Annotated in this window: 22 protein-coding genes; 13 read left to right on the forward strand and 9 right to left on the reverse strand. The window is 58.1% G+C overall.

Features of this window, described 5'->3' with window-relative positions:
* Positions 1-406 precede the first annotated feature (406 nt).
* Positions 407-1150 carry a LexA family transcriptional regulator gene (locus TU73_RS10650; protein ID WP_173668907.1) on the reverse strand — a complete coding sequence of 248 codons (744 nt, stop codon included), beginning with the start codon at positions 1148-1150 and terminating at the stop codon, positions 407-409.
* Positions 1151-1384: 234 nt separating this feature from the next.
* Between TU73_RS10650 and TU73_RS10655 the strand changes: the two genes are divergently transcribed.
* A complete protein-coding gene (locus tag TU73_RS10655; protein WP_032877518.1) occupies positions 1385-1873 on the forward strand; it encodes a Panacea domain-containing protein in 489 nt (162 codons plus the stop codon).
* On the forward strand, positions 1866-2237 hold the full coding sequence (locus tag TU73_RS10660) for a hypothetical protein (RefSeq protein ID WP_057012142.1): 372 nt from the start codon (positions 1866-1868) through the stop codon (positions 2235-2237). Before TU73_RS10655 ends, TU73_RS10660 begins: the two co-directional genes overlap by 8 nt.
* A 243-nt stretch (positions 2238-2480) precedes the next feature.
* On the opposite strand, the gene TU73_RS10665 is transcribed toward TU73_RS10660, so the two are convergent.
* The gene (locus TU73_RS10665) at positions 2481-3536 is read right to left on the reverse strand and encodes an NAD(P)-dependent oxidoreductase (protein WP_057012143.1); all 1056 of its coding nucleotides are present in this window, start codon (positions 3534-3536) and stop codon (positions 2481-2483) included.
* A gap of 352 nt (positions 3537-3888) precedes the next feature.
* Between TU73_RS10665 and TU73_RS10670 the strand changes: the two genes are divergently transcribed.
* From TU73_RS10670 to fdxA, 3 genes are all read left to right on the forward strand, one after another.
* On the forward strand, positions 3889-4164 hold the full coding sequence (locus TU73_RS10670) for a DUF3077 domain-containing protein (protein WP_057012144.1): 276 nt from the start codon (positions 3889-3891) through the stop codon (positions 4162-4164).
* A gap of 214 nt (positions 4165-4378) precedes the next feature.
* Positions 4379-6970: a DNA mismatch repair protein MutS gene (gene mutS, locus TU73_RS10675; RefSeq protein ID WP_057012145.1), complete on the forward strand. Its 2592-nt coding sequence runs from the start codon at positions 4379-4381 to the stop codon at positions 6968-6970.
* A 142-nt stretch (positions 6971-7112) separates the two neighbouring features.
* Positions 7113-7436 (forward strand): ferredoxin FdxA, encoded by a 324-nt coding sequence (fdxA, locus tag TU73_RS10680; RefSeq protein WP_046071163.1) that lies wholly within the window; start codon positions 7113-7115, stop codon positions 7434-7436.
* Between the two features lie 494 nt (positions 7437-7930).
* Here fdxA and apbC read toward each other — a convergent pair whose 3' ends face one another.
* Positions 7931-9025 (reverse strand): iron-sulfur cluster carrier protein ApbC, encoded by a 1095-nt coding sequence (apbC, locus tag TU73_RS10685; RefSeq protein WP_057012146.1) that lies wholly within the window; start codon positions 9023-9025, stop codon positions 7931-7933.
* A gap of 172 nt (positions 9026-9197) precedes the next feature.
* Here apbC and metG point away from each other — a divergent pair, with 172 nt between their 5' ends.
* From metG to TU73_RS10705, 4 genes are all read left to right on the forward strand, one after another.
* The gene (metG, locus tag TU73_RS10690; RefSeq protein WP_057012147.1) at positions 9198-11249 is read left to right on the forward strand and encodes a methionine--tRNA ligase; all 2052 of its coding nucleotides are present in this window, start codon (positions 9198-9200) and stop codon (positions 11247-11249) included.
* A gap of 84 nt (positions 11250-11333) precedes the next feature.
* A complete protein-coding gene (gene rsxB, locus TU73_RS10695) occupies positions 11334-12503 on the forward strand; it encodes an electron transport complex subunit RsxB (RefSeq protein WP_057012148.1) in 1170 nt (389 codons plus the stop codon).
* Positions 12504-12614: 111 nt separating this feature from the next.
* Positions 12615-13253: an endonuclease III gene (gene nth / locus TU73_RS10700; protein WP_046071159.1), complete on the forward strand. Its 639-nt coding sequence runs from the start codon at positions 12615-12617 to the stop codon at positions 13251-13253.
* A gap of 107 nt (positions 13254-13360) precedes the next feature.
* A complete protein-coding gene (locus TU73_RS10705) occupies positions 13361-13543 on the forward strand; it encodes a PA3496 family putative envelope integrity protein (RefSeq protein ID WP_057012149.1) in 183 nt (60 codons plus the stop codon).
* Positions 13544-13626: 83 nt separating this feature from the next.
* Here TU73_RS10705 and TU73_RS10710 read toward each other — a convergent pair whose 3' ends face one another.
* From TU73_RS10710 to TU73_RS10720, 3 genes are all read right to left on the reverse strand, one after another.
* Positions 13627-14259, reverse strand: a complete 633-nt coding sequence (locus TU73_RS10710) for a response regulator transcription factor (protein ID WP_003188986.1) — start codon at positions 14257-14259, stop codon at positions 13627-13629.
* Positions 14260-14882: 623 nt separating this feature from the next.
* Positions 14883-16100, reverse strand: coding sequence for an argininosuccinate synthase (locus TU73_RS10715; protein WP_034118348.1), 1218 nt, complete (start codon positions 16098-16100; stop codon positions 14883-14885).
* Positions 16101-16229: 129 nt separating this feature from the next.
* The gene (locus TU73_RS10720; protein ID WP_057012150.1) at positions 16230-17138 is read right to left on the reverse strand and encodes a flagellar protein MotY; all 909 of its coding nucleotides are present in this window, start codon (positions 17136-17138) and stop codon (positions 16230-16232) included.
* A gap of 157 nt (positions 17139-17295) precedes the next feature.
* Between TU73_RS10720 and pyrC the strand changes: the two genes are divergently transcribed.
* The gene (gene pyrC / locus TU73_RS10725; RefSeq protein WP_057012151.1) at positions 17296-18342 is read left to right on the forward strand and encodes a dihydroorotase; all 1047 of its coding nucleotides are present in this window, start codon (positions 17296-17298) and stop codon (positions 18340-18342) included.
* Positions 18339-19010, forward strand: coding sequence for a ribonuclease T (rnt, locus tag TU73_RS10730; protein ID WP_046071155.1), 672 nt, complete (start codon positions 18339-18341; stop codon positions 19008-19010). Before pyrC ends, rnt begins: the two co-directional genes overlap by 4 nt.
* A 67-nt stretch (positions 19011-19077) precedes the next feature.
* Here the strand turns inward: rnt and TU73_RS10735 are convergent, their stop codons facing one another.
* The gene (locus TU73_RS10735) at positions 19078-19680 is read right to left on the reverse strand and encodes a peroxiredoxin (protein ID WP_003172097.1); all 603 of its coding nucleotides are present in this window, start codon (positions 19678-19680) and stop codon (positions 19078-19080) included.
* Positions 19681-19923: 243 nt separating this feature from the next.
* Here TU73_RS10735 and TU73_RS28235 point away from each other — a divergent pair, with 243 nt between their 5' ends.
* Complete coding sequence (locus TU73_RS28235; protein ID WP_017526354.1) at positions 19924-20142, forward strand: bacterioferritin-associated ferredoxin; 219 nt, start codon at positions 19924-19926, stop codon at positions 20140-20142.
* A gap of 200 nt (positions 20143-20342) precedes the next feature.
* Positions 20343-20813, forward strand: a complete 471-nt coding sequence (gene bfr, locus TU73_RS10740; protein WP_057012152.1) for a bacterioferritin — start codon at positions 20343-20345, stop codon at positions 20811-20813.
* 62 nt (positions 20814-20875) lie between these two features.
* On the opposite strand, the gene grxD is transcribed toward bfr, so the two are convergent.
* Together grxD and TU73_RS10750 are read right to left on the reverse strand one after the other, a co-directional pair.
* Positions 20876-21214 (reverse strand): Grx4 family monothiol glutaredoxin, encoded by a 339-nt coding sequence (gene grxD / locus TU73_RS10745; protein WP_005785264.1) that lies wholly within the window; start codon positions 21212-21214, stop codon positions 20876-20878.
* 86 nt (positions 21215-21300) lie between these two features.
* On the reverse strand, positions 21301-23409 hold the full coding sequence (locus TU73_RS10750; RefSeq protein WP_057012153.1) for a molybdopterin oxidoreductase family protein: 2109 nt from the start codon (positions 23407-23409) through the stop codon (positions 21301-21303).
* Between the last annotated feature and the right edge of the window lie 7 nt (positions 23410-23416).

A 23416-nucleotide genomic window follows, 5' to 3' on the forward strand; every position in this document is an offset into this window, starting at 1 on the left:
TAACTGCTTCTGGTGCTTTACGCTGCACACCCGGGTCAGTTGCCAACCCTCTGAACCGTCAAGGCCGGTTCATCGCTGCCTGTTTTTGAAGCGTTGAAACTAAAGAGCGTCGGCATCCTTGCCGGTGTTGCCTGGCATCCCTGCCATCGCTTCGATGGCGTCCTTGCCGATGTTGCGTGCCTTCCTTGTCTTCCTTGGCAGCATCCTTGCCGCCTCCACCAGGCCTTGTTGGCTGGCTTGAGGTGAAGAATATGCATGTATGCATATACAGTCAATGCACAAATGCATTTATTTTTGCTATGGAAATGCACATATGCATTTACAGCTTTGCGGGCCAGGGGTTTGGCGGTTTTCTGCGGGCGAAAAAAAACCCGCTCATGGGCGGGTTTCGTCTTACGCGAGGAGGTTAACGGGCGTACATGCCCCACCAGAAAACATGTCCGAGGATGCTGATCTGCTCATCCTGGATATCCTGGAAGCTGTAGTCCTCATCCGGATGCTCATCACGGTTGAAACTGCGCAGGCGGATTCCCGAAGGCAGGCGATAGAGCTGTTTGACCCGCAGTTGGCCGTTGTGGTTGATAGCGTACAGATCACCATCGACGATATCGCCGATGCCGCTCTTGCCGGCATTCACGCCAACCGTGGCGCCGTCGCGTAGTACCGGCAGCATGCTGTTGCCGCGCACCGTCACGCACTTGGCCTGGTCGAACTGCACGCCGTTATGCCGCAGGCTACGCTTGCCGAACCGCAGGCTGGCCTTCTCGCTTTCCTCGATGACGAATCTTCCTGATCCAGCAGCCAATTCAACCTCGCGCAGAAAGGGGATCGACACCTCGTCATCATTGACGGGAGTGTCGTCGTCCCACAGGCTTATGTCCTTGAGTTCCGAATGCATCGGGTCGCGCCCTTCGTCGCGCAACCCACCCACCGCAGCGCGCCCGCGCAATTGGTCGGTGCTCACGCGAAAATACTCGGCAATGCGGGAGATGTGTTTATCCGACGGATCAACGATCTTGCCGCTGAGGATCCGGGACAGTGTGGATTGAGGTACGCCGGTACGCCGGTGAAGCTCCGTGGGGGAGATCCGGTCGCGGTCCAGCAGCTCTCTTAAGACGATAGAAACGTTGCGTTTTTGCATAACGCGGATAGTGACGGGAGTTTTCGGGGTTGGCAAATGCTAATTTGCATATTTATGCATTAAACAGCCGATTCTGATTAGCCTGAAACAAAATACTGTATATGCAAACAGTTAAATGCTCACTATTATCCCCAGCGGCCTGAGGTAAGACGCGGCAAATGAACAGGCTCCCTTGCTTATCGACAATTCAGGGGCTATGTATAAAACTCGTCAATCACCTAGCCAGCAACGACGGAGGTGCTCATGGCTTATTCAGCGCTAGCTGTTGCTAACGCCTTCATTGAACGCGCGAAGGAAGGCAAGGTTTCGGGCCTGACCCCGATGAAGCTGCAGAAACTGCTGTTCTATACGCAGTCCTGGCATTTGCGCGAACGGGACCAGCCCCTTATGGATGACCACTTCGCCCGCTGGCAATATGGCCCGGTCATCCCGTCGCTTTACCATGAGTTGAAATCCTACGGTAATCGCCCGGTGACCTCGCTGCTCAGCAACCTGAAGCCCGACGCCGAAGACATTGTCTTCGTGACACCGAGGGTTCCTGAGAGCGATACCTACACCCATCGCTTGATTGACCGGATCATTAACAAATACGGCAAATGGTCCGGCACCCAACTGTCCAACCTTTCCCACGAGGACGGCACAGCCTGGGCCCTCAAGGGCGCCGACGGTTCCGCCATTGACTGGGAAGACATGGCAGCACTCATTCACCCAAAGAGCCGCATCCGTGAGTGAAGAACTCGACAACCTGGAACTCACCCTGCCCCCCGTGGCAGGGCCCGACCAGGACACCCAGGCCGGTGGCGAGCAAGCCCTGGGCACCGACGATGAAAGAAGCCAGAACCTCAAAGACCAGAAGGCCGAACGGCAACTGCGCAAGAAGTATGCGGGGCGTGCGTTTTGGTTCGCTGCCTGCGGGGTGATTTTCTGGGGGGTCCTGCTGGTGTGGAATGGCTGGTCGACGTATTACTCGGGTAAAGCGCCGTTCTCGGACAATGTATTGATTGCCATCACTACGGCGACTTCAATCAACTTGTTTGCGGCGTTTCTTGGGGTGATCAGAGGGTTGTTTCCGGCTAGTGGGCGTAAATCCAAATAGTCTGGTCGTACTCATGCCCTGACTTCTCTATATCCGGCATTGAGTTGTGAGCCCGCAAAAGTCAGCTCATTATTTTCAAGGCACTGATCGGTTTTTTAGTTTTTGCCCACCTTATCCAGCAGCGACCGGTTGCAAAGATCGCACCGCGGTGGAGTTTCATCTTGCGACCGTAGCGTGAAGCCGCACCCGCGGCGGCTTCTGTCAATAGAGGTTTGCATCATGTGGCCTTCTTTGTGGCCTGGGTCAACGCGCGGTGGCGGCAGCACTGAATGCGTGGATCTTGTCGACGATCTGGCGTGACGCCGTCCGGATTGCCGTGGTGGTATTGCCAGCGATGTGCGGCGTCAATTGCGCATTGGCAATAGCGGTCAATGGCGAGTCGAAGCGGTCTTTTTCAAGGGCAAAGGTATCGATGGCAACGGCTTTGATATGCCTGGGAAACTGGCGCATGAAGGCGGCCAGCTGATGTTCGTCGACGATCCCGCCGCGCGCGGTATTGATGAGGATTGATCCCTGGCGCATCTGCTGGAACTCGGCAGTGCCGAACAAGCCTCGGGTCTGCGGGGTGAGCGGTACGTGGATCGAGACGATATCCGCCTCGGGCAGTAACTGTTCAAGACCTGCCCGTCGTTCAAGCCCAAGGCTGTGCGCCACCGGTTCGGTAAAACGTTCGGACCCGGTGGCGATCACCTTGATGCCCAGCGCCGCAGCCTTGCGCGCCACCTGCCGGGCAATGCTGCCGGTGCCCACCAGCCCAAGCGTCAGTTCGGCGTATTCGCAGGCAGGAGCCAAGGAGCCTTTTGCCCAATGGCCGTTGTGCGTTTCGGTGTTGTAGTCATCAAGGTCGCGCGACAGAAACAGCGCCTGGGCCACGACGTATTCGGCAACAGCGGCCGCGTTGGAGCCCGGTGTGTTGAGGATCGCCACGCCACACTGCTCGCACGCCAGCCGATCAATATGATTGATCCCTGTGCCAGCCTGGGCAATGGCGCGCAGTGGCGTGGCCAACCCCGGCGAGGTGGCAGCGCGGATCAGGCCAGCGCCCAAGGGGATGTTCAGGCGCGTCTTGAACACGCTGTAGCCCCCGGCCTGACTCACGGCGGCAATAAATCCAGGCTCGTCATGGCAGTTGATATCGGCATAGTGAATGCGCGTGCCGTAGTGCTGCCGAATGCGCTCTTTGTCCGCGGAATAATGCAGGTTGAGGGTGATGCCCAGGCCCAGTTCAAGAAAGCGATCGACTTCCTCAAACAGTAACGGCGGCCCGGGGGCGTCCAGTATCAGGGTGGTAAATGCCATACAGTTGGTCCTCTTGGAGGGTAGCGCCTGTTAGCGATTCGTGCAGAACGAAGGGATGGTCATCTTCATTAAAGAGTTTGAATAAGGGAAGAGCGTGTCCACGAGACAAATTTGCTAATTTCGCCCGTCAACACTACCAAGTGGACAAACCACGTCCCCAGTTGCCCCCCACCATCACGCCGGTTGCCTTGATTGCCGGTTTCTCACCCTGCGCACAGCTGCCACCCAAACCTGTGAGAAGGTTCGTGGCAGTTCCTCAAATCAAGGAGCTTTCACTTATGTGCTTCTATATTTACCGCACCAAACGGCGTCGCCCCTCTCGATTCATTTCCTCCGTGCTCGGAGGTGCTGTATGAATTCTGTGCAAGACCTGACCACCCTCGGCGTCACCCCCTTCTCCTTTCACTCCGACCAGCCTCTATTCCGCGTCAACAGCGGTGTTTCCCTGCAAGAAGCCTTGCATCACGCCTCCAATCTTCTCCATGTCGCCAAGCTGCTCGCAGAAGACGCGGCGATGACTAAGGAGACGGGCCGTTATGCCTGGACGTCGCATTACTTGCAGGAAATGGTCAAGGCAGTGGTTGATGATGTGGTGAAGGTGTTGGACTCGCCGGTTAATGCTCAGTAAGCCGCGAAAATAGAAAAGGCGGGTAACCGCTAACCTGTGTCGGCGCCGCTTCTTTAGTGATGGATATCGGGGCGGCACCGCTTTTGCTTTTTACCTATCCGTTTGCGACCTGCGCCCCCCCGACCTCGCGTGTTAACCTTGCCGCCATCGCACAAAATGCTGGGCCAAGCGCCCCCTTTGCCCCATCACTTTCAACGAATTTGCCTACTACCCAATGAGTAAAAACACTTCAGACCTGTCCTCCCACACCCCAATGATGCAGCAGTACTGGCGCCTGAAAAACCAGCACCCTGATCAGTTGATGTTCTATCGCATGGGCGACTTCTACGAGATCTTCTATGAAGACGCGAAGAAGGCCGCCAAGCTGTTGGACATTACCCTGACCGCGCGCGGGCAGTCGGCGGGGCAGTCGATTCCGATGTGTGGGATTCCTTATCACTCGTTGGAAGGCTACTTGGTCAAGCTGGTCAAGCTGGGCGAGTCGGTGGTGATCTGTGAGCAAATCGGTGACCCGGCCACCAGCAAAGGGCCGGTGGAACGCCAGGTGGTGCGCATTATTACCCCGGGCACGGTGAGTGATGAGGCGTTGCTGGATGAGCGTCGCGACAACCTGATCGCTGCGGTATTGGGCGATGAGCGGCTGTTCGGCCTTTCGGTGCTGGATATCACCAGCGGCAATTTCAGTGTGCTGGAGATCAAGGGCTGGGAGAACCTGCTGGCGGAGCTGGAGCGTATCAATCCGGTGGAGTTGTTGATTCCGGATGATTGGCCCAAGGACTTGCCCGCAGAGAAGCGTCGTGGGACCAAGCGTCGTGCGCCGTGGGATTTCGAGCGCGATTCGGCACTGAAAAGTCTGTGCCAGCAGTTCTCGGTGCAAGACCTTAAAGGTTTTGGCTGTGAAACCCTTACATTGGCCATCGGCGCCGCGGGTTGCTTGCTCAGCTATGCCAAGGAAACCCAGCGCACCGCCCTGCCGCATTTGCGCAGCCTGCGTCATGAGCGTCTGGACGATACCGTGGTGCTCGATGGCGCCAGCCGTCGCAACTTGGAGCTGGACACTAACCTGGCCGGTGGGCGTGATAACACCCTGCAATCGGTGGTCGACCGTTGCCAGACCGCCATGGGCAGCCGCTTGCTGACCCGTTGGCTGAACCGTCCGCTACGGGACTTGACCGTGCTGCAAGCGCGTCAGACGTCTATTACCTGCCTGCTGGACGGCTATCGCTTTGAAAAGCTGCAGCCGCAACTGAAAGAAATCGGCGATATCGAACGTATCCTGGCGCGAATCGGCCTGCGTAACGCGCGGCCCCGTGACTTGGCGCGCCTGCGTGATGCCTTGAGCGCCCTGCCGCAGTTGCAAGTGGCGATGACCGAACTGGACACGCCGCACCTGCAACAGCTTGCCGTCACCGCTGGCACTTACCCGGACCTCGCGGCACTGCTGGAAAAAGCCATCATCGACAACCCGCCCGCGATCATCCGTGATGGCGGCGTGTTGAAAACCGGCTATGACAGCGAGCTGGATGAGCTGCAGTCCCTGAGCGAAAACGCCGGGCAGTTCCTGATTGACCTGGAAGCCCGCGAAAAAGCCCGCACCGGCTTGGCGAACCTTAAGGTCGGTTACAACCGTGTCCACGGTTACTTCATTGAGCTGCCAAGCAAGCAAGCCGAGTCGGCGCCTATCGACTATCAACGCCGTCAGACCCTCAAGGGCGCCGAGCGTTTTATCACCCCGGAGCTCAAGGAGTTCGAAGACAAGGCGCTGTCGGCCAAAAGCCGCGCCCTGGCCCGGGAAAAGATGCTTTACGAAGCCTTGCTCGAGGATTTGATCAGCCGTTTGGCGCCATTGCAGGATACCGCCGCCGCCCTGGCGGAGCTGGATGTACTGAGCAACCTCGCCGAACGAGCGCTGAACCTTGACCTGAACTGCCCACGGTTTGTCAGCGAGCCGTGCATGCGCATTGTTCAAGGCCGCCACCCAGTGGTAGAGCAGGTGTTGACCACGCCATTCGTCGCCAACGACCTGTCGCTGGACGACGATACCCGCATGTTGGTGATCACCGGTCCGAACATGGGCGGTAAATCCACCTACATGCGCCAGACCGCCTTGATTGTGCTGCTGGCCCATATTGGCAGCTTTGTGCCGGCGGCCAGCTGCGAGCTGTCCCTGGTGGACCGTATTTTCACACGGATCGGCTCCAGTGATGACCTGGCTGGTGGCCGTTCGACCTTCATGGTGGAAATGAGCGAGACCGCCAACATCCTGCACAACGCCACCGAGCGTAGCCTGGTGCTGATGGATGAAGTGGGTCGCGGCACCAGCACCTTCGACGGCCTGTCCCTGGCCTGGGCGGCGGCCGAGCGCCTGGCGCATTTGCGCGCCTATACGCTGTTTGCCACCCACTACTTCGAACTGACGGTGTTGCCGGAAAGCGAACCGCTGGTGGCCAACGTGCACCTCAATGCCACTGAGCACAATGAGCGCATCGTGTTCCTGCACCATGTGCTGCCGGGGCCGGCCAGCCAGAGTTACGGCCTGGCCGTGGCGCAGTTGGCCGGTGTGCCGAATGACGTGATCACCCGCGCCCGCGAGCACCTCAGCCGCCTGGAAACCACGGCCCTGCCCCATGAAACGGTGGTTGCCAGCCCCACCAAGGCCAGCAAGAAACCCGCGGCGCCGTACCAGAGCGATCTGTTCGCCAGCCTGCCCCATCCGGTACTGGATGAGTTGTCCAAGCTTGACCTGGATGACTTGACACCACGTAAAGCGCTCGAAATGTTATATGCACTGAAGACTCGGATATAACGCAGACGCTTGCAAGCTGGTAGACTCTCGCGCGGTTTGGGATGCTGTGGGCTTTTAGCCTGGCCTGCAGACTATCGCTCCCAAACCTCGCGAGCCCCGCCGGAAGGGGTTTCGCTGCCGCCGCCTGAGGAGAAAATTAGAAATGACCTTCGTCGTCACCGACAACTGCATCAAGTGCAAGTACACCGACTGCGTAGAAGTGTGTCCGGTGGACTGCTTCTACGAAGGCCCGAACTTCCTGGTTATCCACCCGGATGAGTGCATTGACTGCGCCCTGTGTGAGCCGGAATGCCCGGCCGTCGCAATTTTCTCCGAGGACGAAGTCCCGGCAGAGATGCAGGAGTTTATTCAGTTGAACGTCGAGCTGGCGGAAATCTGGCCGAATATCACTGAGAAGAAAGATCCGCTGCCCGATGCCGCGGAGTGGGATGGCAAGAAAGGCAAGATTGCAGACCTCGAGCGCTGATAGCATCGTCGCCCCCTAAAAGGCCCCTTGCGGGCCTTTTTGCGTTTCTGAAGGACGCTTTTACTTTTCTGCAGGCGAAAAAAGGGGCGGTATGACCCGCCCACATTTTTTCCCTAGTCCCTTTATTCCTTTTCATCGTCCTGATGAATCGCATCCTGCGACGTTCCTTCAAACCATCGTTCCTTGATGGCTGTGTCAATCCGTGGACACAGGACTGATCTTAGAGGGTTCAATGAGAAGTTCAACGGGATCCAACGTGCGAACTGACACGCGCCCTCACCAAGATTAAGATAAATAATTGTTATATTTCAAATAGATAGAAAAAACCCGCACGCATTTGAGACGTACACACCCAGCAAAAAAACCAAACGCTTACGAGAAAGTAAGCGAATGCTTACACGCCCAATTGGGTAATGCGCGAAGTCGCGTGCTTGACCTGTAAGCGAGCCAAAAAAAGCCCCGACCACGTCGAGGCTTCTTGTCCTTCGACTGGATCAGTCGTCACTGACAGTAATCGTCGGCATCGCTGGGGCAGCCGCTTCCTGCAACACGATGCGCGCCCCCACATGACGGGCCAGTTCCTGATAGATCATCGCAACCTGCCCATCGGGTTCGGCCGCAACAGTGGGTTTGCCACCATCGGCTTGTTCGCGGATATCCATCGACAGTGGCAACGAGGCGAGCAGTTCGACGCCGTATTGTGTCGCGAGCTTCTCACCCCCGCCCTCACCAAACAGATGCTCGGCATGACCACAGTTGGAACAGATGTGCACCGCCATGTTCTCAACGACGCCCAGCACCGGAATATTGACCTTGCGGAACATCTCTACGCCTTTCCTGGCGTCCAGCAGTGCCAGGTCCTGGGGCGTGGTAACGATCACCGCACCCGCCACCGGGACTTTTTGCGCGAGGGTCAGCTGGATGTCGCCTGTGCCTGGCGGCATATCGATCACCAGGTAGTCCAGGTCGCCCCAGGCCGTCTGCGTGACCAGTTGCAGCAACGCACCGGAGACCATCGGCCCCCGCCAGACCATCGGTGTGTTGTCATCGGTGAGAAAGGCCATGGACATCACTTCCACGCCCAGCGACTCGATGGGCACGAACCATTTCTGGTCCTTGATCTTAGGCCGTGTGCCTTCGGCGATACCGAACATCACGCCCTGGCTCGGCCCGTAGATATCGGCGTCGAGAATACCCACCCGTGCACCTTCCCGGGCCAGGGCCAGGGCCAGGTTGGCCGCGGTGGTGGACTTACCCACGCCCCCCTTGCCGGAGGCCACCGCCACCACGTTCTTGACGTTGGCCAGGCCCGGGATCTGCGCCTGGGCCTTGTGCGGCGCGATCACACACCGGATGTCGACCTTGGCCGAAGCCACGCCGTCCAGGCCCTCGATGCCCATTTGCAACATCTGCGCCCAACCGCTTTTGAACAGGCCCGCGGCATAGCCCAGCTCCAGTTGCACCGACACCTGGTCACCCTGGACCTCGATGGCACGTACGCAACCGGCACTGACCGGATCCTGGTTCAAATAAGGGTCGGTGTATTGGCGAAGAACGGCTTCCACCGCTGCGCGATTGACGGCGCTCATGGGCTACTCCCGAAAAAAGACTGACTGAAACAGGCGGCTATCCTAACCGTTCCAGCTGATGAACGGCATGCTTTCTGAGGCACCGAAAATTCTGAAACAGCCTCACGGGGTGAAATAAATTTCCCGGCGCTTTATAGTGGCCGACCTCCGTTTCATCAAGTAGCCGAGCCCCATGTCCGAGCCACGCAAGATCCTCGTCACCAGCGCCCTGCCCTATGCCAATGGTTCCATCCATCTTGGCCATATGCTTGAGTACATCCAGACCGATATGTGGGTGCGCTTCCAGAAGCATCGCGGCAATCAATGCATTTATGTCTGCGCGGACGACGCCCACGGTTCGGCCATCATGTTGCGCGCCGAAAAGGAAGGCATCACCCCGGAACAACTGATCGCCAACGTGCAGGCTGAACACAGCGCCGACTTTGCCGAGTTCCTGGTGGACTTCGACAATTTCCATTCGACCCACTCCGACGAAAACCGCGAGTTGTCGAGCCAGATCTACCTGCGGTTGAAGGAAGCCGGGCACATCGACCAACGTTCGGTGACCCAGTATTTCGACCCGGAAAAGAAAATGTTCCTGGCCGACCGCTTCATCAAGGGCACCTGCCCCAAATGCGGCACCGAAGACCAGTACGGCGACAACTGCGAAAAATGCGGCGCGACCTACGCACCGACCGACTTGAAGGATCCCAAGTCGGCGATCTCCGGTGCTACTCCGGTACTCAAGGACTCGCAGCACTTCTTCTTCAAGCTCCCGGATTTCCAGCAAATGCTGCAAACCTGGACGCGCAGCGGCACCTTGCAAGACGCCGTGGCCAACAAGCTCTCCGAATGGCTCGACAGTGGCCTGCAACAGTGGGACATCTCCCGCGACGCGCCGTACTTCGGCTTCGAGATCCCGGGCGAGCCGGGCAAGTACTTCTATGTATGGCTGGATGCGCCGATCGGCTACATGGCCAGCTTCAAGAACCTGTGTGATCGCACCCCGCAGCTGGACTTCGACGCGTTCTGGGGCAAGGACTCCACTGCCGAGCTGTACCACTTCATCGGCAAGGACATCGTCAACTTCCACGCGCTGTTCTGGCCGGCGATGCTTGAAGGCTCGGGCTACCGCAAGCCGACCGGCATCGCCGTGCACGGCTACCTGACGGTCAACGGCCAGAAAATGTCCAAGTCCCGTGGCACCTTTATCAAGGCACGCACCTACCTGGACCATCTGTCGCCGGAATACCTGCGCTATTACTACGCGTCCAAGCTGGGCCGTGGTGTGGACGACTTGGACCTGAACCTGGAAGACTTCGTACAGAAGGTCAACTCGGATCTGGTGGGTAAAGTCGTCAACATCGCCAGCCGTTGCGCCGGTTTTATACACAAGGGCAACGCCGGTGTATTGGTAGCCGAGAACGCCGCACCGGAACTGACCGACGCCTTCCTGGCCGCCGCGCCGAGCATCGCCGACGCTTATGAAGCCCGCGACTTTGCCCGCGCCATGCGCGAGATCATGGGCCTGGCCGACCGCGCCAACGCCTGGATCGCCGACAAGGCGCCGTGGTCGCTGAACAAGCAGGACGGCAAGGAAGCTGAAGTTCAGGCGATCTGCGCCACCGGGGTCAACCTGTTCCGCCAGTTGGTGATCTTCCTCAAGCCGGTGCTGCCATTGTTGGCCGCCGATGCCGAGGCGTTCCTCAACGTGGCGCCGTTGAGCTGGAACGATCACACCACTTTGCTCGGTAATCATCAGTTGAACGCGTTCAAGCCCTTGATGACCCGGATTGACCCCGTGAAAGTCCAGGCCATGACCGATGCTTCGAAAGAAGACCTGGTCGCCAGCCAGACCGATACCGGCCAATCCGCGCCGGCGGGCAATGGCGAGCTGGCCAAGGACCCGATTTCCCCGGAAATCGATTTCGACGCCTTCGCCGCCGTGGACCTGCGCGTGGCGCTGATTATCAAGGCCGAAGCCGTGGAAGGCGCCGACAAGCTGCTGCGCCTGACGCTGGACATCGGTGACGAACAGCGCAACGTGTTCTCCGGGATCAAGAGCGCTTATCCGGACCCGTCCAAGCTCGATGGTCGCCTGACCATGATGATCGCCAACCTCAAGCCACGGAAAATGAAGTTTGGCATTTCCGAAGGCATGGTGATGGCAGCTGGCCCCGGCGGCGAGGAAATCTACCTGCTGAGCCCGGACAGCGGCGCCAAGCCGGGTCAACGTATCAAGTAAGTCCTGCAAAATGCCCCGTTTCAACGACGGGGCTTTTCAGCTTGCCCACCTCACAGGGCCGGGCGTCAACGCTATGATCAACGCATGAACCTCATTCAACGTATCGACGCGCTGCTACCGCAGACTCAATGCGGCAAGTGCGGGCACCCGGGCTGCAAGCCTTACGCCGAGGGCATCGCTAAAGGCGAGGCAATCAACAAGTGCCCGCCGGGTGGGCAAGAAACCATCGCTGGACTTGCGTACTTGCTAGGCGTACCGGTGCTGGACCTGGATACCAGCCGCGGTGAAGCCCCGGCGCAGATTGCCTATATTCGCGAAGCCGAATGCATCGGTTGCACCAAGTGCATCCAGGCTTGCCCGGTAGATGCCATCGTTGGCGCCGCCAAATTGATGCATACGGTGATAATCGACGAGTGCACCGGTTGCGACCTGTGCGTCGCCCCCTGCCCTGTCGACTGCATTGAGCTGCGCCCACTGGTCAGTGTGGTCCCCATAGTGGGTGGCCTGGCGACCAACGATCTCGAGCGCCATGAACGTAGCCTCAAGCGTGATCGGGCACGCAGGCGTTATGAACAACGCAATGCGCGTCTGCAACGGGAAGAAGAACACAAGCTCGCTGAACGCCTGGCTCGTTCCAAGCGGCCGGCGCCGACGGACGCAATACCTGTAGATAACCATCAGGTTGTTCAGGATGTGGCGATCAAGAAAGCCAAGGTCGCCGTCGCGATGAGCCGCGCCCAGTTGTACAAGTCCTTGAAAGCGTTTGGCCATCCACCGACTTTTGAGCAGCAGTCGCAATTGATCGTCCTGCAACGGCAATTCGAAGCTGCGGAGCAGGTGCTGGCCATGCTTGAGGGGGACAGCCCGCCAGCGACAGCAATACCCAAGGACCCTGCACTCAAGCGGGCCAAGATCCAACTGGCCATGCGTCGCGCGGAATTGAAAAAGGCGCAGGAGCAGCGTGCTGACAACCAGCAACTGGCCACATTGAGTGCCGCGCTGACCGCCGCCGAGCACGACCTGCATGAAGCCGAAGCAGCCTCCGAGCAGCCGCGACCGTCTTTGCAGCGCGTGGAAAAACGCCCTATCGACAGCCAACTGCGTCAGTTGAAAACCGCGTTGGCCTACGCTCGCGCTGATGTCAGCAAATTGCAACGCCAACCGGCCCCATCTGTAGATGAATTGAACGCCGCACAGCGAAGGCTGGACGAGGCAGAGCGTCAGCTGCAAGCCCATAGACCGAGCCCGGAATGAGTCGGGGGGCTTGCTACGCGACATGGCCGCCACCACATTGATACGTGCCGGGTTCAGCCCTGGGCCCTTTTTTCAAATGACGTAGACCACCCGCAAGGAATCGCTCTGCCCATGAACGCCGCAAAACGCCTGGAAATTTTCCGCAGGTTTCACGAAGACAATCCGGAACCCAAAACCGAGCTGGCCTACTCCTCGCCGTTCGAATTACTGATTGCGGTGATCCTGTCGGCCCAATCCACCGACGTGGGCGTCAACAAGGCGACGGCCAAGTTGTACCCGGTAGCGAATACCCCCGCAGCGATTTATGCCCTCGGCGTGGAAGGCTTGTCCGAATACATCAAGACCATTGGCTTGTACAACAGCAAGGCCAAGAACGTGATCGAGACATGCCGCCTGCTAATGGAACTGCACGCAGGCGAAGTACCGCAAACGCGGGAAGCCCTTGAGGCCTTGCCGGGCGTAGGGCGTAAGACGGCTAACGTCGTGCTCAATACGGCATTCCGGCAACTGACCATGGCGGTGGACACGCACATTTTCCGCGTCAGCAATCGAACCGGTATTGCACGCGGGAAGAATGTGGTCGAGGTGGAAAAGCAACTGATGAAGTTCGTACCCAAGCCATATCTGCTCGACTCCCACCACTGGCTGATCCTGCACGGGCGCTACGTTTGCCAGGCGCGCAAGCCACGCTGCGGCAGCTGTCGTATCGAAGACCTGTGTGAATACAAAGACAAGACGTCCGACGATTGAGCGATCATTAGGTTTCTTGATCAGTCGATTGAAAAAATCTTTTTTACCCACTCGCGGTTTATCGCTATAAGGAGCCCCAACGGCAGTCTTAGCCTGGAGTTAACCTTATGAGCACTGGCAAAGAACAACTGGAAGTGGACGACGACCTCGTTGAGTCGGACGACGATGTGGTAGAGGCACCTGTGGCAGAGGTGGCCAAGACCAATTTAAGCAAACGCCGCACTATCGACAATCTTCTGGAAGAGCGACGCTTGCAAAAACAGCTGGCCGATTACGACTTCGACTTCTGATCGATGCGTCAACGACCGGAAGCCTCCCTGACGGAGGCTTTTTTCTGCCGGTTACACGGGTGTACGAGTGGTGCAATGCCCGCCTAGACCAGGCCGTTGCGCTGGGCCAGTTCGATCAGGTCCACGAGGGAGCGGGCATTGAGCTTGAGTAGCAGGCGAGTCTTGTAGGTACTGACCGTTTTGTTGCTGAGGAACATGCCGTCGGCAATCTCCTTGTTGGTTTTACCACGGGCCAATTGTTGCAGCACCATCATCTCTCGGCCTGAGAGGCGTTCGACCATATCGGCTTCACTGGCGTTGCCCATGGTTGAGCGCACCGAGTTCAGCGCCTGGTTCGGGAAGTAGCTGTAGCCGGAAAGCACCGCCTTGATGGCACTCAACAGTTCTGTCAGATCCTGCTGCTTGCACACATAGCCGGCCGCCCCTGCCTGCATGCAACGCATGGAAAAATGGCCGGGAGCCTGTGACGTCAGCACCAGCACCTTGAACGATACAGCCTGCTTGGTTGAAGCCAGCCGACAAATAACTTCCAGGCCATCGAGCTTGGGAATTCCTATATCCAGTATGACAATGTCCGGCATATGTTCCCGTGCAAGTTGCAATGCATCGACACCGTTATCAGTCTCGGCAACGACCTCATAACCATGACGCTCCATTAGCATGCGCACAGCAAGACGAATGACGGGATGATCATCCACGATCAGCACTTTATTCATGAGAAAGTCCAATTTCGCTGTTCGAATTATTTAGAGCAAGCACAATAGCCTAGTCGATTGCTAGTTGGCATAGCGTTCACCCCCGAGCAACAGTAAGCAGAGACCCACCCCACAAGAAGATAGGAATTAACCTACAAAAAATCGCCAACTTAGAGGTATGTGGCTTTATGCTTCCTTTCAGACCTTTCTCGATACGTACATATTTTGAGTGAAATATCTTCGGCATAAGCCGCAAAAGGTAAACGCACCGCACATGACTTTCAGGAAATGCCCCTTGTTTCTCGCGATCATGCACGCAAAGTGGTGAGCTCATTCCATTTACGTTAGTTCCATTTAACATATTTACACACACTCAAAATTCCTACAGAAAATTCAACAACTCGCATACCTACATCACTTACATGAGTGAATTTTCTGTCAGAAATAGTTCCTCCTCAGATGTAAAAAATCATTCATCCTAAAAACAAAAGACAACAACCGAAATCACCCTTGCAAGTTGCGGAAAAACTTACACAAGCTAAACGCAAATAAACATCAACACCTACTTAACGCTGGGCTACCAATACCCAGGCAAAAAAAATGGCCCCTTGAACAAGGGGCCATTTTCACAATGCGCCTGACAGTCAGAACAACGAACGGCCCTTGTTGGCAGCAATACGCATGCGCAGTGCGTTCAACTTGATAAACCCGGCCGCATCCGCCTGGTTGTAGGCCCCGCCGTCTTCTTCGAAGGTGGCGATGTTGGAATCGAACAGCGATTCATCGGACTTGCGGCCCGTGACAATCACATTGCCCTTGTACAGCTTCAGGCGCACGACGCCATTCACGTGAGCCTGGGAAGCGTCGATCATCTGTTGCAGCATCAGACGCTCAGGGCTCCACCAGTAGCCGGTGTAGATCAAGCTGGCGTACTTAGGCATCAGCTCGTCTTTGAGGTGGGCCACTTCACGGTCCAGGGTGATGGACTCGATGGCGCGGTGGGCGCGCAGCATGATGGTGCCGCCAGGGGTTTCGTAGCAACCACGGGACTTCATGCCTACGTAGCGGTTCTCAACGATGTCCAGGCGCCCGATGCCGTGCTGGCCGCCGATCCGGTTCAAGGTCGCCAGTACGGTGGCCGGGGTCATTTCAACGCCGTCCAGCGCAACGATATCGCCGTTACGGTAGGTCAGTTCCAGGTACTGTGGCTTGTCAGGAGCGTTCTCCGGGGAGACGGTCCATTTCCACATGTCTTCTTCGTGCTCGGTCCAGGTGTCTTCCAGCACACCGCCTTCATAAGAGATGTGCAGCAGGTTGGCATCCATCGAGTACGGCGACTTCTTCTTGCCATGGCGTTCGATCGGAATGCCGTGCTTTTCAGCGTAGTCCATCAGCTTTTCACGGGACAGCAAGTCCCATTCACGCCAAGGGGCAATCACTTTTACCCCTGGCTTGAGAGCGTAGGCACCCAGTTCGAAACGTACCTGGTCGTTGCCCTTGCCGGTGGCGCCATGGGAAATGGCGTCGGCGCCGGTTTCGTTGGCGATTTCGATCAGGCGCTTGGCGATCAGCGGACGTGCGATGGAGGTACCCAGCAGGTACTCGCCTTCGTAGACAGTGTTGGCGCGAAACATCGGGAAGACGAAGTCGCGGACGAACTCTTCGCGCAGGTCGTCAATGTAGATCTCTTTCACGCCCATGGCTTGCGCCTTGGCACGTGCAGGTTCGACCTCTTCGCCCTGACCCAGGTCAGCGGTGAAGGTCACCACTTCACAGTTATAAGTATCCTGCAGCCACTTGAGGATCACCGAAGTGTCCAGGCCGCCGGAATACGCGAGAACGACCTTGTTTACGTCGGCCATGCCATCACTCCACGGGGTTGTACGGAAAGGCGTCGATTCTACCGATCAAAACCGTGAAATTACAGGGGCGCGACAGCAAATGAAGATAAAGCGACAGATTATGTCGAGTGGGCGACCGATGGTCGCACCTTATGATGTGGCGGCAGGATTGCTCGGCGCAGTAGCCTGGGGTGCCGGTTTCTCGGGGACCGCTACCCGCTCCAGCTGGATATTCACACGACGGTTGCGGGCGCGGTTGGCCGCATTGGTATTGGGCGCCAAAGGATAGCTTTCGCCATGAAACCGCAGGGTGATCTGCGATTCCGCGATGCCGTTGGCCTTGAAATAGTCCATCACCGCCAGGGCGCGCCGGCGCGAGACATCGCGATTGGTCAGTCGGTTGCCACTGTTATCCGAATGGCCGTTCAACTCGACGTGATTAACCGTGGGGTCGGCTTTCATGAATGCAAGAATCACCGACAGCTTCTTCTTGGCAGCCGCGTCCAGTTCGATGCCGCCACCGGGGAAGCCGACTTCAGTCTGTTTGACCTGGTCATAGTTCATTGGCAGCAGCTTGGTGGTGCACAACTGATAGTCGCTGTAGGCCTTGTTGAACTTCACCGGCAGCAGGCGAATTTCCGAATACCTCCCCTCACGTCCATAATGCCGCACGGTCGGGCTACGCCCCTCGAGCAAGCCGGCGAACAGACGTCCGGCCTGGGCTTGGGAGCTGTTGAACAATACGTCACCACTGCCGACCCGTACGGCGCCGAGGTTGATATCCCCTCGGCCCGGCTGCCAGGGCGCAGCAGCAGCCAACAAAGTCGCCGAACCTGCGCCGAATGAGCCGCTATAGGCTTTCAAGCGAAACGTCGCCTGCTCACCGGCGCGGCGCACGAATTCGCCGGAGCCGAAATCGGTGATCGGCTGGGTCAGGCGGCACTCGAACTGGTCACCCTCTACCTTCCACTCAATATTCTCCAGGCGCGTCTGGAACGTGAGGGCCATCGCAGGCAGGCTGGCGAACACACTGAGCAGGGCTAGATAATGCTGGCGCACGGGAAGGCTCCACTGGTTTCTACAACACTTCAAAGCGTCATACATCGTTAAGGCATACCCGGGAATATCGGTCGCATCCGGCAAAACTTGATAGCGAGTGCCTGCAAGAGTCTTTTCCGGTAGCATTCCCACCAGATTGACCCGCCTGGAATCCCCAATGTCCGACCGCCTGACCCTGCTGCGTCCCGACGACTGGCATATTCATCTTCGCGATGGTGCTGCGTTACCCCAAACCGTGGCCGATGTGGCGCGCACGTTTGGCCGTGCCATCATCATGCCTAACCTGGTACCTCCGGTGCGCAATGCCGCAGAAGCCGACGCCTATCGCCAGCGCATCCTCGCTGCACGACCGGCCGGCAGCCGCTTCGAACCGTTGATGGTGCTCTACCTGACCGACCGCACCCAGCCTGACGAAATTCGTGAGGCCAAGGCCCGCGGCTTCGTGCACGCCGCCAAGCTGTACCCGGCCGGCGCGACCACCAACTCCGACTCCGGCGTGACCAGCATCGACAAGATCCTGCCAGCCATCGAAGCCATGGCCGAGGTCGGCATGCCGCTGCTGATCCACGGGGAAGTCACCCGTGGCGACGTGGACGTTTTTGATCGGGAGAAGGTCTTCATCGACGAGCACATGCGTCGCGTGGTCGAGCTGTTCCCGACCCTGAAGGTGGTGTTCGAGCACATCACCACGGCCGATGCCGTGCAGTTCGTCACCGAGGCTTCGGCCAATGTGGGCGCGACCATCACCGCCCATCACCTGCTCTACAACCGCAACCACATGCTGGTGGGCGGGATTCGGCCGCACTTCTACTGCCTGCCGATCCTCAAGCGCAACACCCACCAGGTGGCGTTGCTGGACGCCGCCACCAGCGGCAACCCGAAGTTCTTCCTCGGCACCGACTCCGCGCCCCATGCCCAGCACGCCAAGGAAGCCGCGTGCGGTTGCGCCGGTTGCTACACGGCGTTCGCCGCTATAGAGCTGTATGCCGAAGCGTTTGAACAGCGCAATGCCCTGGACAAACTCGAGGGCTTCGCCAGCCTCAATGGCCCGCGTTTCTACGGCCTGCCGGCAAATACCGACCGCATCACCCTGGTTCGTGAAGACTGGACCGCCCCTGCCAGCCTGCCATTCGGCGAGCTGACTGTTATCCCGCTGCGCGCCGGTGAAACACTGCGCTGGCGCCTGCTGGAGGAAAGCAAGTGAGTGAAGACCATTACGACGACGAACAAGAGCACAGTGGTGGCGGTTCCCGTCACCCGATGGCCGAGCGGTTTCGCGGCTATCTGCCGGTTGTCATCGACGTAGAAACCGGTGGTTTCAACTGCGCCACCGACGCCTTGCTGGAAATCGCCGCTACCACTATCGGCATGGATGAACACGGTTTTGTATTCCCGGAACATACCCATTTCTTCCGCGTCGAGCCGTTCGAAGGCGCCAATATCGAAGCGGCTGCCCTGGAGTTCACCGGCATCAAGCTCGACCACCCGCTGCGCATGGCGGTGAGCGAAGAAGCGGCGCTGACTGATATCTTCCGCGGTGTGCGCAAGGCGCTGAAGGCCAATGGCTGCAAACGCGCGATCCTGGTGGGCCACAACAGTAGCTTCGACCTGGGCTTCCTGAATGCCGCCGTGGCGCGGCTGGACATGAAGCGCAATCCGTTTCACCCGTTCTCCAGCTTCGACACCGCCACCCTTGCCGGCCTGGCGTATGGCCAGACCGTGTTGGCCAAAGCCTGTCAGGCGGCCGGTATCGACTTCGACGGACGTGAGGCTCACTCGGCTCGCTACGACACCGAGAAGACTGCCGAGCTGTTCTGCGGCATCGTCAATCGCTGGAAGCAGATGGGCGGCTGGGAAGACTTCAGCGATTGAAGTTGAACCCCGCGCATAAAAAAACCGGCCTTCTCAGGCCGGTTTTTTTGTACCGTGAAACGGGCGCTTACAGCTTGCCAGCGTTCTCGGTCAGGTAAGCAGCAACACCTTCTGGCGAAGCGTTCATGCCCTTGTCGCCTTTTTTCCAGTTGGCAGGGCAGACTTCACCGTGCTCTTCGTGGAATTGCAGGGCGTCAACCAGGCGGATCAGCTCTTCCATGTTACGACCCAGCGGCAGGTCGTTGATGATCTGCGAGCGAACGACGCCCTTGTCGTCGATCAGGAACGCGCCACGGAAGGCTACGCCGCCTTCGGATTCAACGTCGTAGGCCTTGGCGATGTCATGCTTCATGTCGGCAGCCATGGTGTATTTGACTTTGCCGATGCCGCCATCATTGATGGCAGTGTTGCGCCAGGCGTTGTGGGTGAAGTGGGAGTCGATGGAAACAGCCACCACTTCTACGTTGCGCGCCTTGAAGTCGTCCATGCGGTGATCCAGGGCGATCAACTCTGAAGGGCAGACGAAGGTGAAGTCCAGCGGGTAGAAGAAGACCAGGCCGTATTTGCCTTTGATGGCTTCGGACAGTTTGAAGCTGTCAACGATTTCGCCATTGCCGAGGACGGCTGGGACGTCGAAATCCGGGGCTTGTTTACCGACGAGTACGCTCATTGGATATCTCCTGACTATGGGATGACGATTGAAGCAAAAGGACCGGTCGAGTCTGCCAGTAGAATCCGACAGAAACATGACGCAATCACGCTTCGTGAAGACCGACCATCATACACTGAAAAAACCGTTCGTCAGCGCATGGGCAAAGCGCGGCTGATCGTTGATGAAACTACTTTGACAATCATTCTCGTTAACATTAAGATCCATCGCACTTAAGCCACAAACCCGCGACGGTTCTCCCTTATGTATGTCTGCCTCTGCACTGGCGTCACCGACGGACAAATCCGCGAAGCAATCTACGAAGGTTGCTGTAGCTACAAAGAAGTGCGTGAAACCACCGGCGTTGCCAGTCAGTGTGGCAAATGTGCGTGCCTCGCCAAGCAAGTGGTACGGGAAACCCTGACGCAGCTGCAAACAGCCCAGGCCGCGCTCCCCTACTCGACAGAATTTACACACGCCTGAAAAGGCTGTTTTAAAGAACCGGACCTAGTGTCCGGTTTTTTTATGCCTGTAATTCAATTAGTTAGCACCAAGACGCGGAACACAAACATTCTTATTCCGATTAATTTTCATTTATTATTCAATAACTTAGGTTTGACACTAGGATTTTCACCGCTCAGACTCTGCCCTATACACAGCTATTACAGGGCAGGACCCCAGTCATGAAAGGCGACATCTCAGTCATCCAGCAACTCAACAAAATCCTTGCCAATGAACTGGTCGCGATCAATCAGTACTTTCTGCATGCGCGCATGTACGACGATTGGGGCCTGGAAAAGCTTGGCAAGCGCGAATACAAAGAATCGATCAAGGCCATGAAGGACGCCGACGCGCTGATCAAGCGCATCCTGTTCCTGGAAGGCCTGCCGAACGTGCAGGACCTGGGCAAGCTGAACATCGGCGAGCATACCCTGGAAATGCTCAGCAGCGACCTGGGCTTTGAGCGCAAGAGCCATAGCGACCTCAAGGCCGCCATCGCCCATTGCGAAACCAAGGGCGACTTCGGCAGCCGTGAACTGCTGGAAGACATCCTTGAAGACCAGGAAGAGCATATCGACTGGCTGGAAACCCAGCTGGGCCTGATCGACAAGGTCAGCCTGGAGAACTACCTGCAATCGCAAATGGGTGAATAACCCGCAGGTACAAAAAAGCCCCGCTCTCGTATTGAGAAGCGGGGCTTTTTGTTGCAGGTCAATCAAGCTTCAGTCTTGGCTGCCGCTTTTTCCGCTGCGTCTTTGATCAGCGCTTGCAGCGAACCATCGGCTGCCATTTCAGTGATGATATCGCTGCCGCCAACCAGCTCACCGGCTACCCACAGTTGCGGGAAAGTCGGCCAGTTGGCGTATTTAGGCAGGTTGGCGCGAATTTCCGGATTCTGCAGGATATCCACGTAGGCGAACTTCTCGCCACACGCCATGATGGCCTGGGAGGCTTTTGCGGAAAAACCGCACTGAGGAGCGTTAGGCGCGCCCTTCATGTAGAGCAGAATGGTGTTGTTGGCAATCTGGTCTTTGATCGTTTCGATGATATCCATGGAACACCTCGGCTGGAACTTTGCGACTCACAGGTCGGCACGGTGGCGCATTGTAACGCAAAATCCCAGCGCGGTGCTCGGGCACCTCACGCCGCTGCCACTTGCACCGGCACGCCATTGAGCGCGGCGTTACCCGACAACTCGTCCAATTGCCGCTCGTCGGTCAAGTCATTAGCGCTCGCCCCGGGCTGAGCACTGGCGATGCTCATTTGTACGCCCGGGCGGCCATGCCCCCAGCCATGAGGCAGGCTGACCACCCCCGGCATCATATCCAGGCTGGCCACCACATCTACTTCGATCATCCCGATGCGCGAACTCACCCGTACCCGTTGACCATCATTGAGCTGTCGCCTGGCGAGGTCGTCAGGATGCATCAGCAATTGATGGCGTGGCTTGCCCTTCACCAACCGGTGGTAATTATGCATCCAGGAATTATTGCTGCGCACATGGCGACGGCCAATCAATAGCAGTTCGTCAGCCACCGGCAGCGGTTGCGCCTTGAAGCGCGCCAAGTCAGCGAGAATCACGGCAGGTGCCGCCTGGACCTTGCCATTGGCGGTCTTCAAACGCGCCGCGAGATTGGTCTTGAGCGGTCCCAGGTCCACACCATGGGGATGATCGGCCAGCATCGCCACCGATAGTTTGTGACTGGATGCATCGCCATAGGCACCTGCGCGCAACCCGACATCGATCATCTGTGCCGGAGGCAGGGTTGACTTGAGCGCTAGGCCGGTCTGCGCCGCGAATGCCTTGGCCAAGCCGACAAAGATCTCCCAGTCATGCAGCGCACCCTCGGGCTTGGGCAGGATCGCACGGTTGAAGCGGGTGACGTTGCGCACCGCGAACATATTGAAGGTGGTGTCGTAGTGATCGTTTTCCAATGCAGAGGTGGACGGCAGGATCAGGTCGGCATAACGCGTGGTCTCGTTGATATAGAGATCGACGCTGACCATGAACTCCAATCCATCCAGCGCCTGCTCCAACTGGCGACCGTTGGGCGTCGACAGCACCGGATTGCCGGCCACTGTCACCAGCGCGCGGATCTGTCCTTCGCCTTCGGTGAGCATTTCCTCGGCCAGGGCCGACACCGGCAACTCTCCGCCGTATTCCGGGCGCCCGGACACACGGCTCTGCCAGCGATTGAAATGGCCGCCACCAGTCGAGGCCACCAGGTCGACCGCCGGGCTGGTGCACAGCGCACCGCCGACGCGGTCGAGATTGCCCGTTACCAGGTTGATCAACTGGACCAACCAGTGACACAGGGTGCCGAACGCCTGGGTCGAGACTCCCATTCGGCCGTAGCAAACGGCTTTGTCAGCGCCAGCGAAATCGCGGGCCAACTGCCGAATCTGCTCGGCAGGCACTGCGCACTGGCGACTCATTGCCTCGGCGCTGAATCCGACAATTGCTCGGCGCACGTCTTCCAGCCCTTCAACTGGCAAATGGCTGTCGCGGGTCAGCCCCTCAGCGAACAAGGTGTTGAGCAGCCCGAACAACAGCGCCGCGTCGCCTCCGGGGCGTACGAACAAGTGCTGGTCGGCGATGGCGGCTGTCTCGCTGCGCCGAGGGTCGACCACCACCACTTTGCCGCCACGCGCCTGGATGGCCTTGAGGCGTTTTTCCACGTCCGGCACGGTCATGATGCTGCCGTTGGAGGCCAGCGGGTTGCCGCCGAGAATCAACATGAAGTCGGTATGGTCGATGTCCGGAATGGGCAGCAACAGGCCATGGCCGTACATGAGGTGGCTGGTGAGGTGATGGGGTAACTGGTCTACCGAGGTCGCGGAAAAGCGATTGCGCGTTTTCAATAGCCCGAGAAAGTAGTTGCTGTGGGTCATCAACCCATAGTTGTGCACGCTGGGGTTGCCCTGATACACCGCCACCGCGTTCTGCCCGTACCGGGCCTGGATGCTCGCCAGCCGTTCGGCCACCATGGCAAACGCTTCATCCCATGCGATCGGCTGCCATTCGCTGCCGACCCGCAGCATCGGCTGGTGCAGGCGGTCCGGGTCATTCTGGATATCCTGCAGGGCCACGGCCTTGGGGCAGATGTGCCCGCGACTGAAACTGTCCAGGGGGTCGCCCTTGATCGAGGTGATCGCCAGGCTGCCATCGTCAGCCTGGGTGGTTTCCAGGGTCAGGCCGCAAATGGCTTCGCACAGGTGGCAGGCACGGTGATGGAGAGTCTTGGTCATGGCCAGT

Origin of the sequence: Pseudomonas libanensis (assembly GCF_001439685.1) — a bacterium.
GTDB lineage: Bacteria > Pseudomonadota > Gammaproteobacteria > Pseudomonadales > Pseudomonadaceae > Aquipseudomonas > Aquipseudomonas libanensis.

Bases quoted from the DNA above. Each gene is read 5' to 3' on its own strand.
- fdxA (WP_046071163.1), top strand. From the start codon at position 7,113: ATGACCTTCGTCGTCACCGACAACTGCATCAAGTGCAAGTACACCGAC.
- rsxB (WP_057012148.1), top strand. From the start codon at position 11,334: ATGAACCTCATTCAACGTATCGACGCGCTGCTACCGCAGACTCAATGC.
- nth (WP_046071159.1), top strand. From the start codon at position 12,615: ATGAACGCCGCAAAACGCCTGGAAATTTTCCGCAGGTTTCACGAAGAC.
- TU73_RS10715 (WP_034118348.1), bottom strand. From the start codon at position 16,100: ATGGCCGACGTAAACAAGGTCGTTCTCGCGTATTCCGGCGGCCTGGAC.
- bfr (WP_057012152.1), top strand. From the start codon at position 20,343: ATGAAAGGCGACATCTCAGTCATCCAGCAACTCAACAAAATCCTTGCC.
- TU73_RS10665 (WP_057012143.1), bottom strand. From the start codon at position 3,536: ATGGCATTTACCACCCTGATACTGGACGCCCCCGGGCCGCCGTTACTG.
- TU73_RS10670 (WP_057012144.1), top strand. From the start codon at position 3,889: ATGAATTCTGTGCAAGACCTGACCACCCTCGGCGTCACCCCCTTCTCC.
- grxD (WP_005785264.1), bottom strand. From the start codon at position 21,214: ATGGATATCATCGAAACGATCAAAGACCAGATTGCCAACAACACCATT.
- TU73_RS10710 (WP_003188986.1), bottom strand. From the start codon at position 14,259: ATGAATAAAGTGCTGATCGTGGATGATCATCCCGTCATTCGTCTTGCT.
- TU73_RS10705 (WP_057012149.1), top strand. From the start codon at position 13,361: ATGAGCACTGGCAAAGAACAACTGGAAGTGGACGACGACCTCGTTGAG.
- mutS (WP_057012145.1), top strand. From the start codon at position 4,379: ATGAGTAAAAACACTTCAGACCTGTCCTCCCACACCCCAATGATGCAG.
- TU73_RS10750 (WP_057012153.1), bottom strand. From the start codon at position 23,409: ATGACCAAGACTCTCCATCACCGTGCCTGCCACCTGTGCGAAGCCATT.
- TU73_RS28235 (WP_017526354.1), top strand. From the start codon at position 19,924: ATGTATGTCTGCCTCTGCACTGGCGTCACCGACGGACAAATCCGCGAA.
- apbC (WP_057012146.1), bottom strand. From the start codon at position 9,025: ATGAGCGCCGTCAATCGCGCAGCGGTGGAAGCCGTTCTTCGCCAATAC.
- TU73_RS10655 (WP_032877518.1), top strand. From the start codon at position 1,385: ATGGCTTATTCAGCGCTAGCTGTTGCTAACGCCTTCATTGAACGCGCG.
- metG (WP_057012147.1), top strand. From the start codon at position 9,198: ATGTCCGAGCCACGCAAGATCCTCGTCACCAGCGCCCTGCCCTATGCC.
- pyrC (WP_057012151.1), top strand. From the start codon at position 17,296: ATGTCCGACCGCCTGACCCTGCTGCGTCCCGACGACTGGCATATTCAT.
- TU73_RS10735 (WP_003172097.1), bottom strand. From the start codon at position 19,680: ATGAGCGTACTCGTCGGTAAACAAGCCCCGGATTTCGACGTCCCAGCC.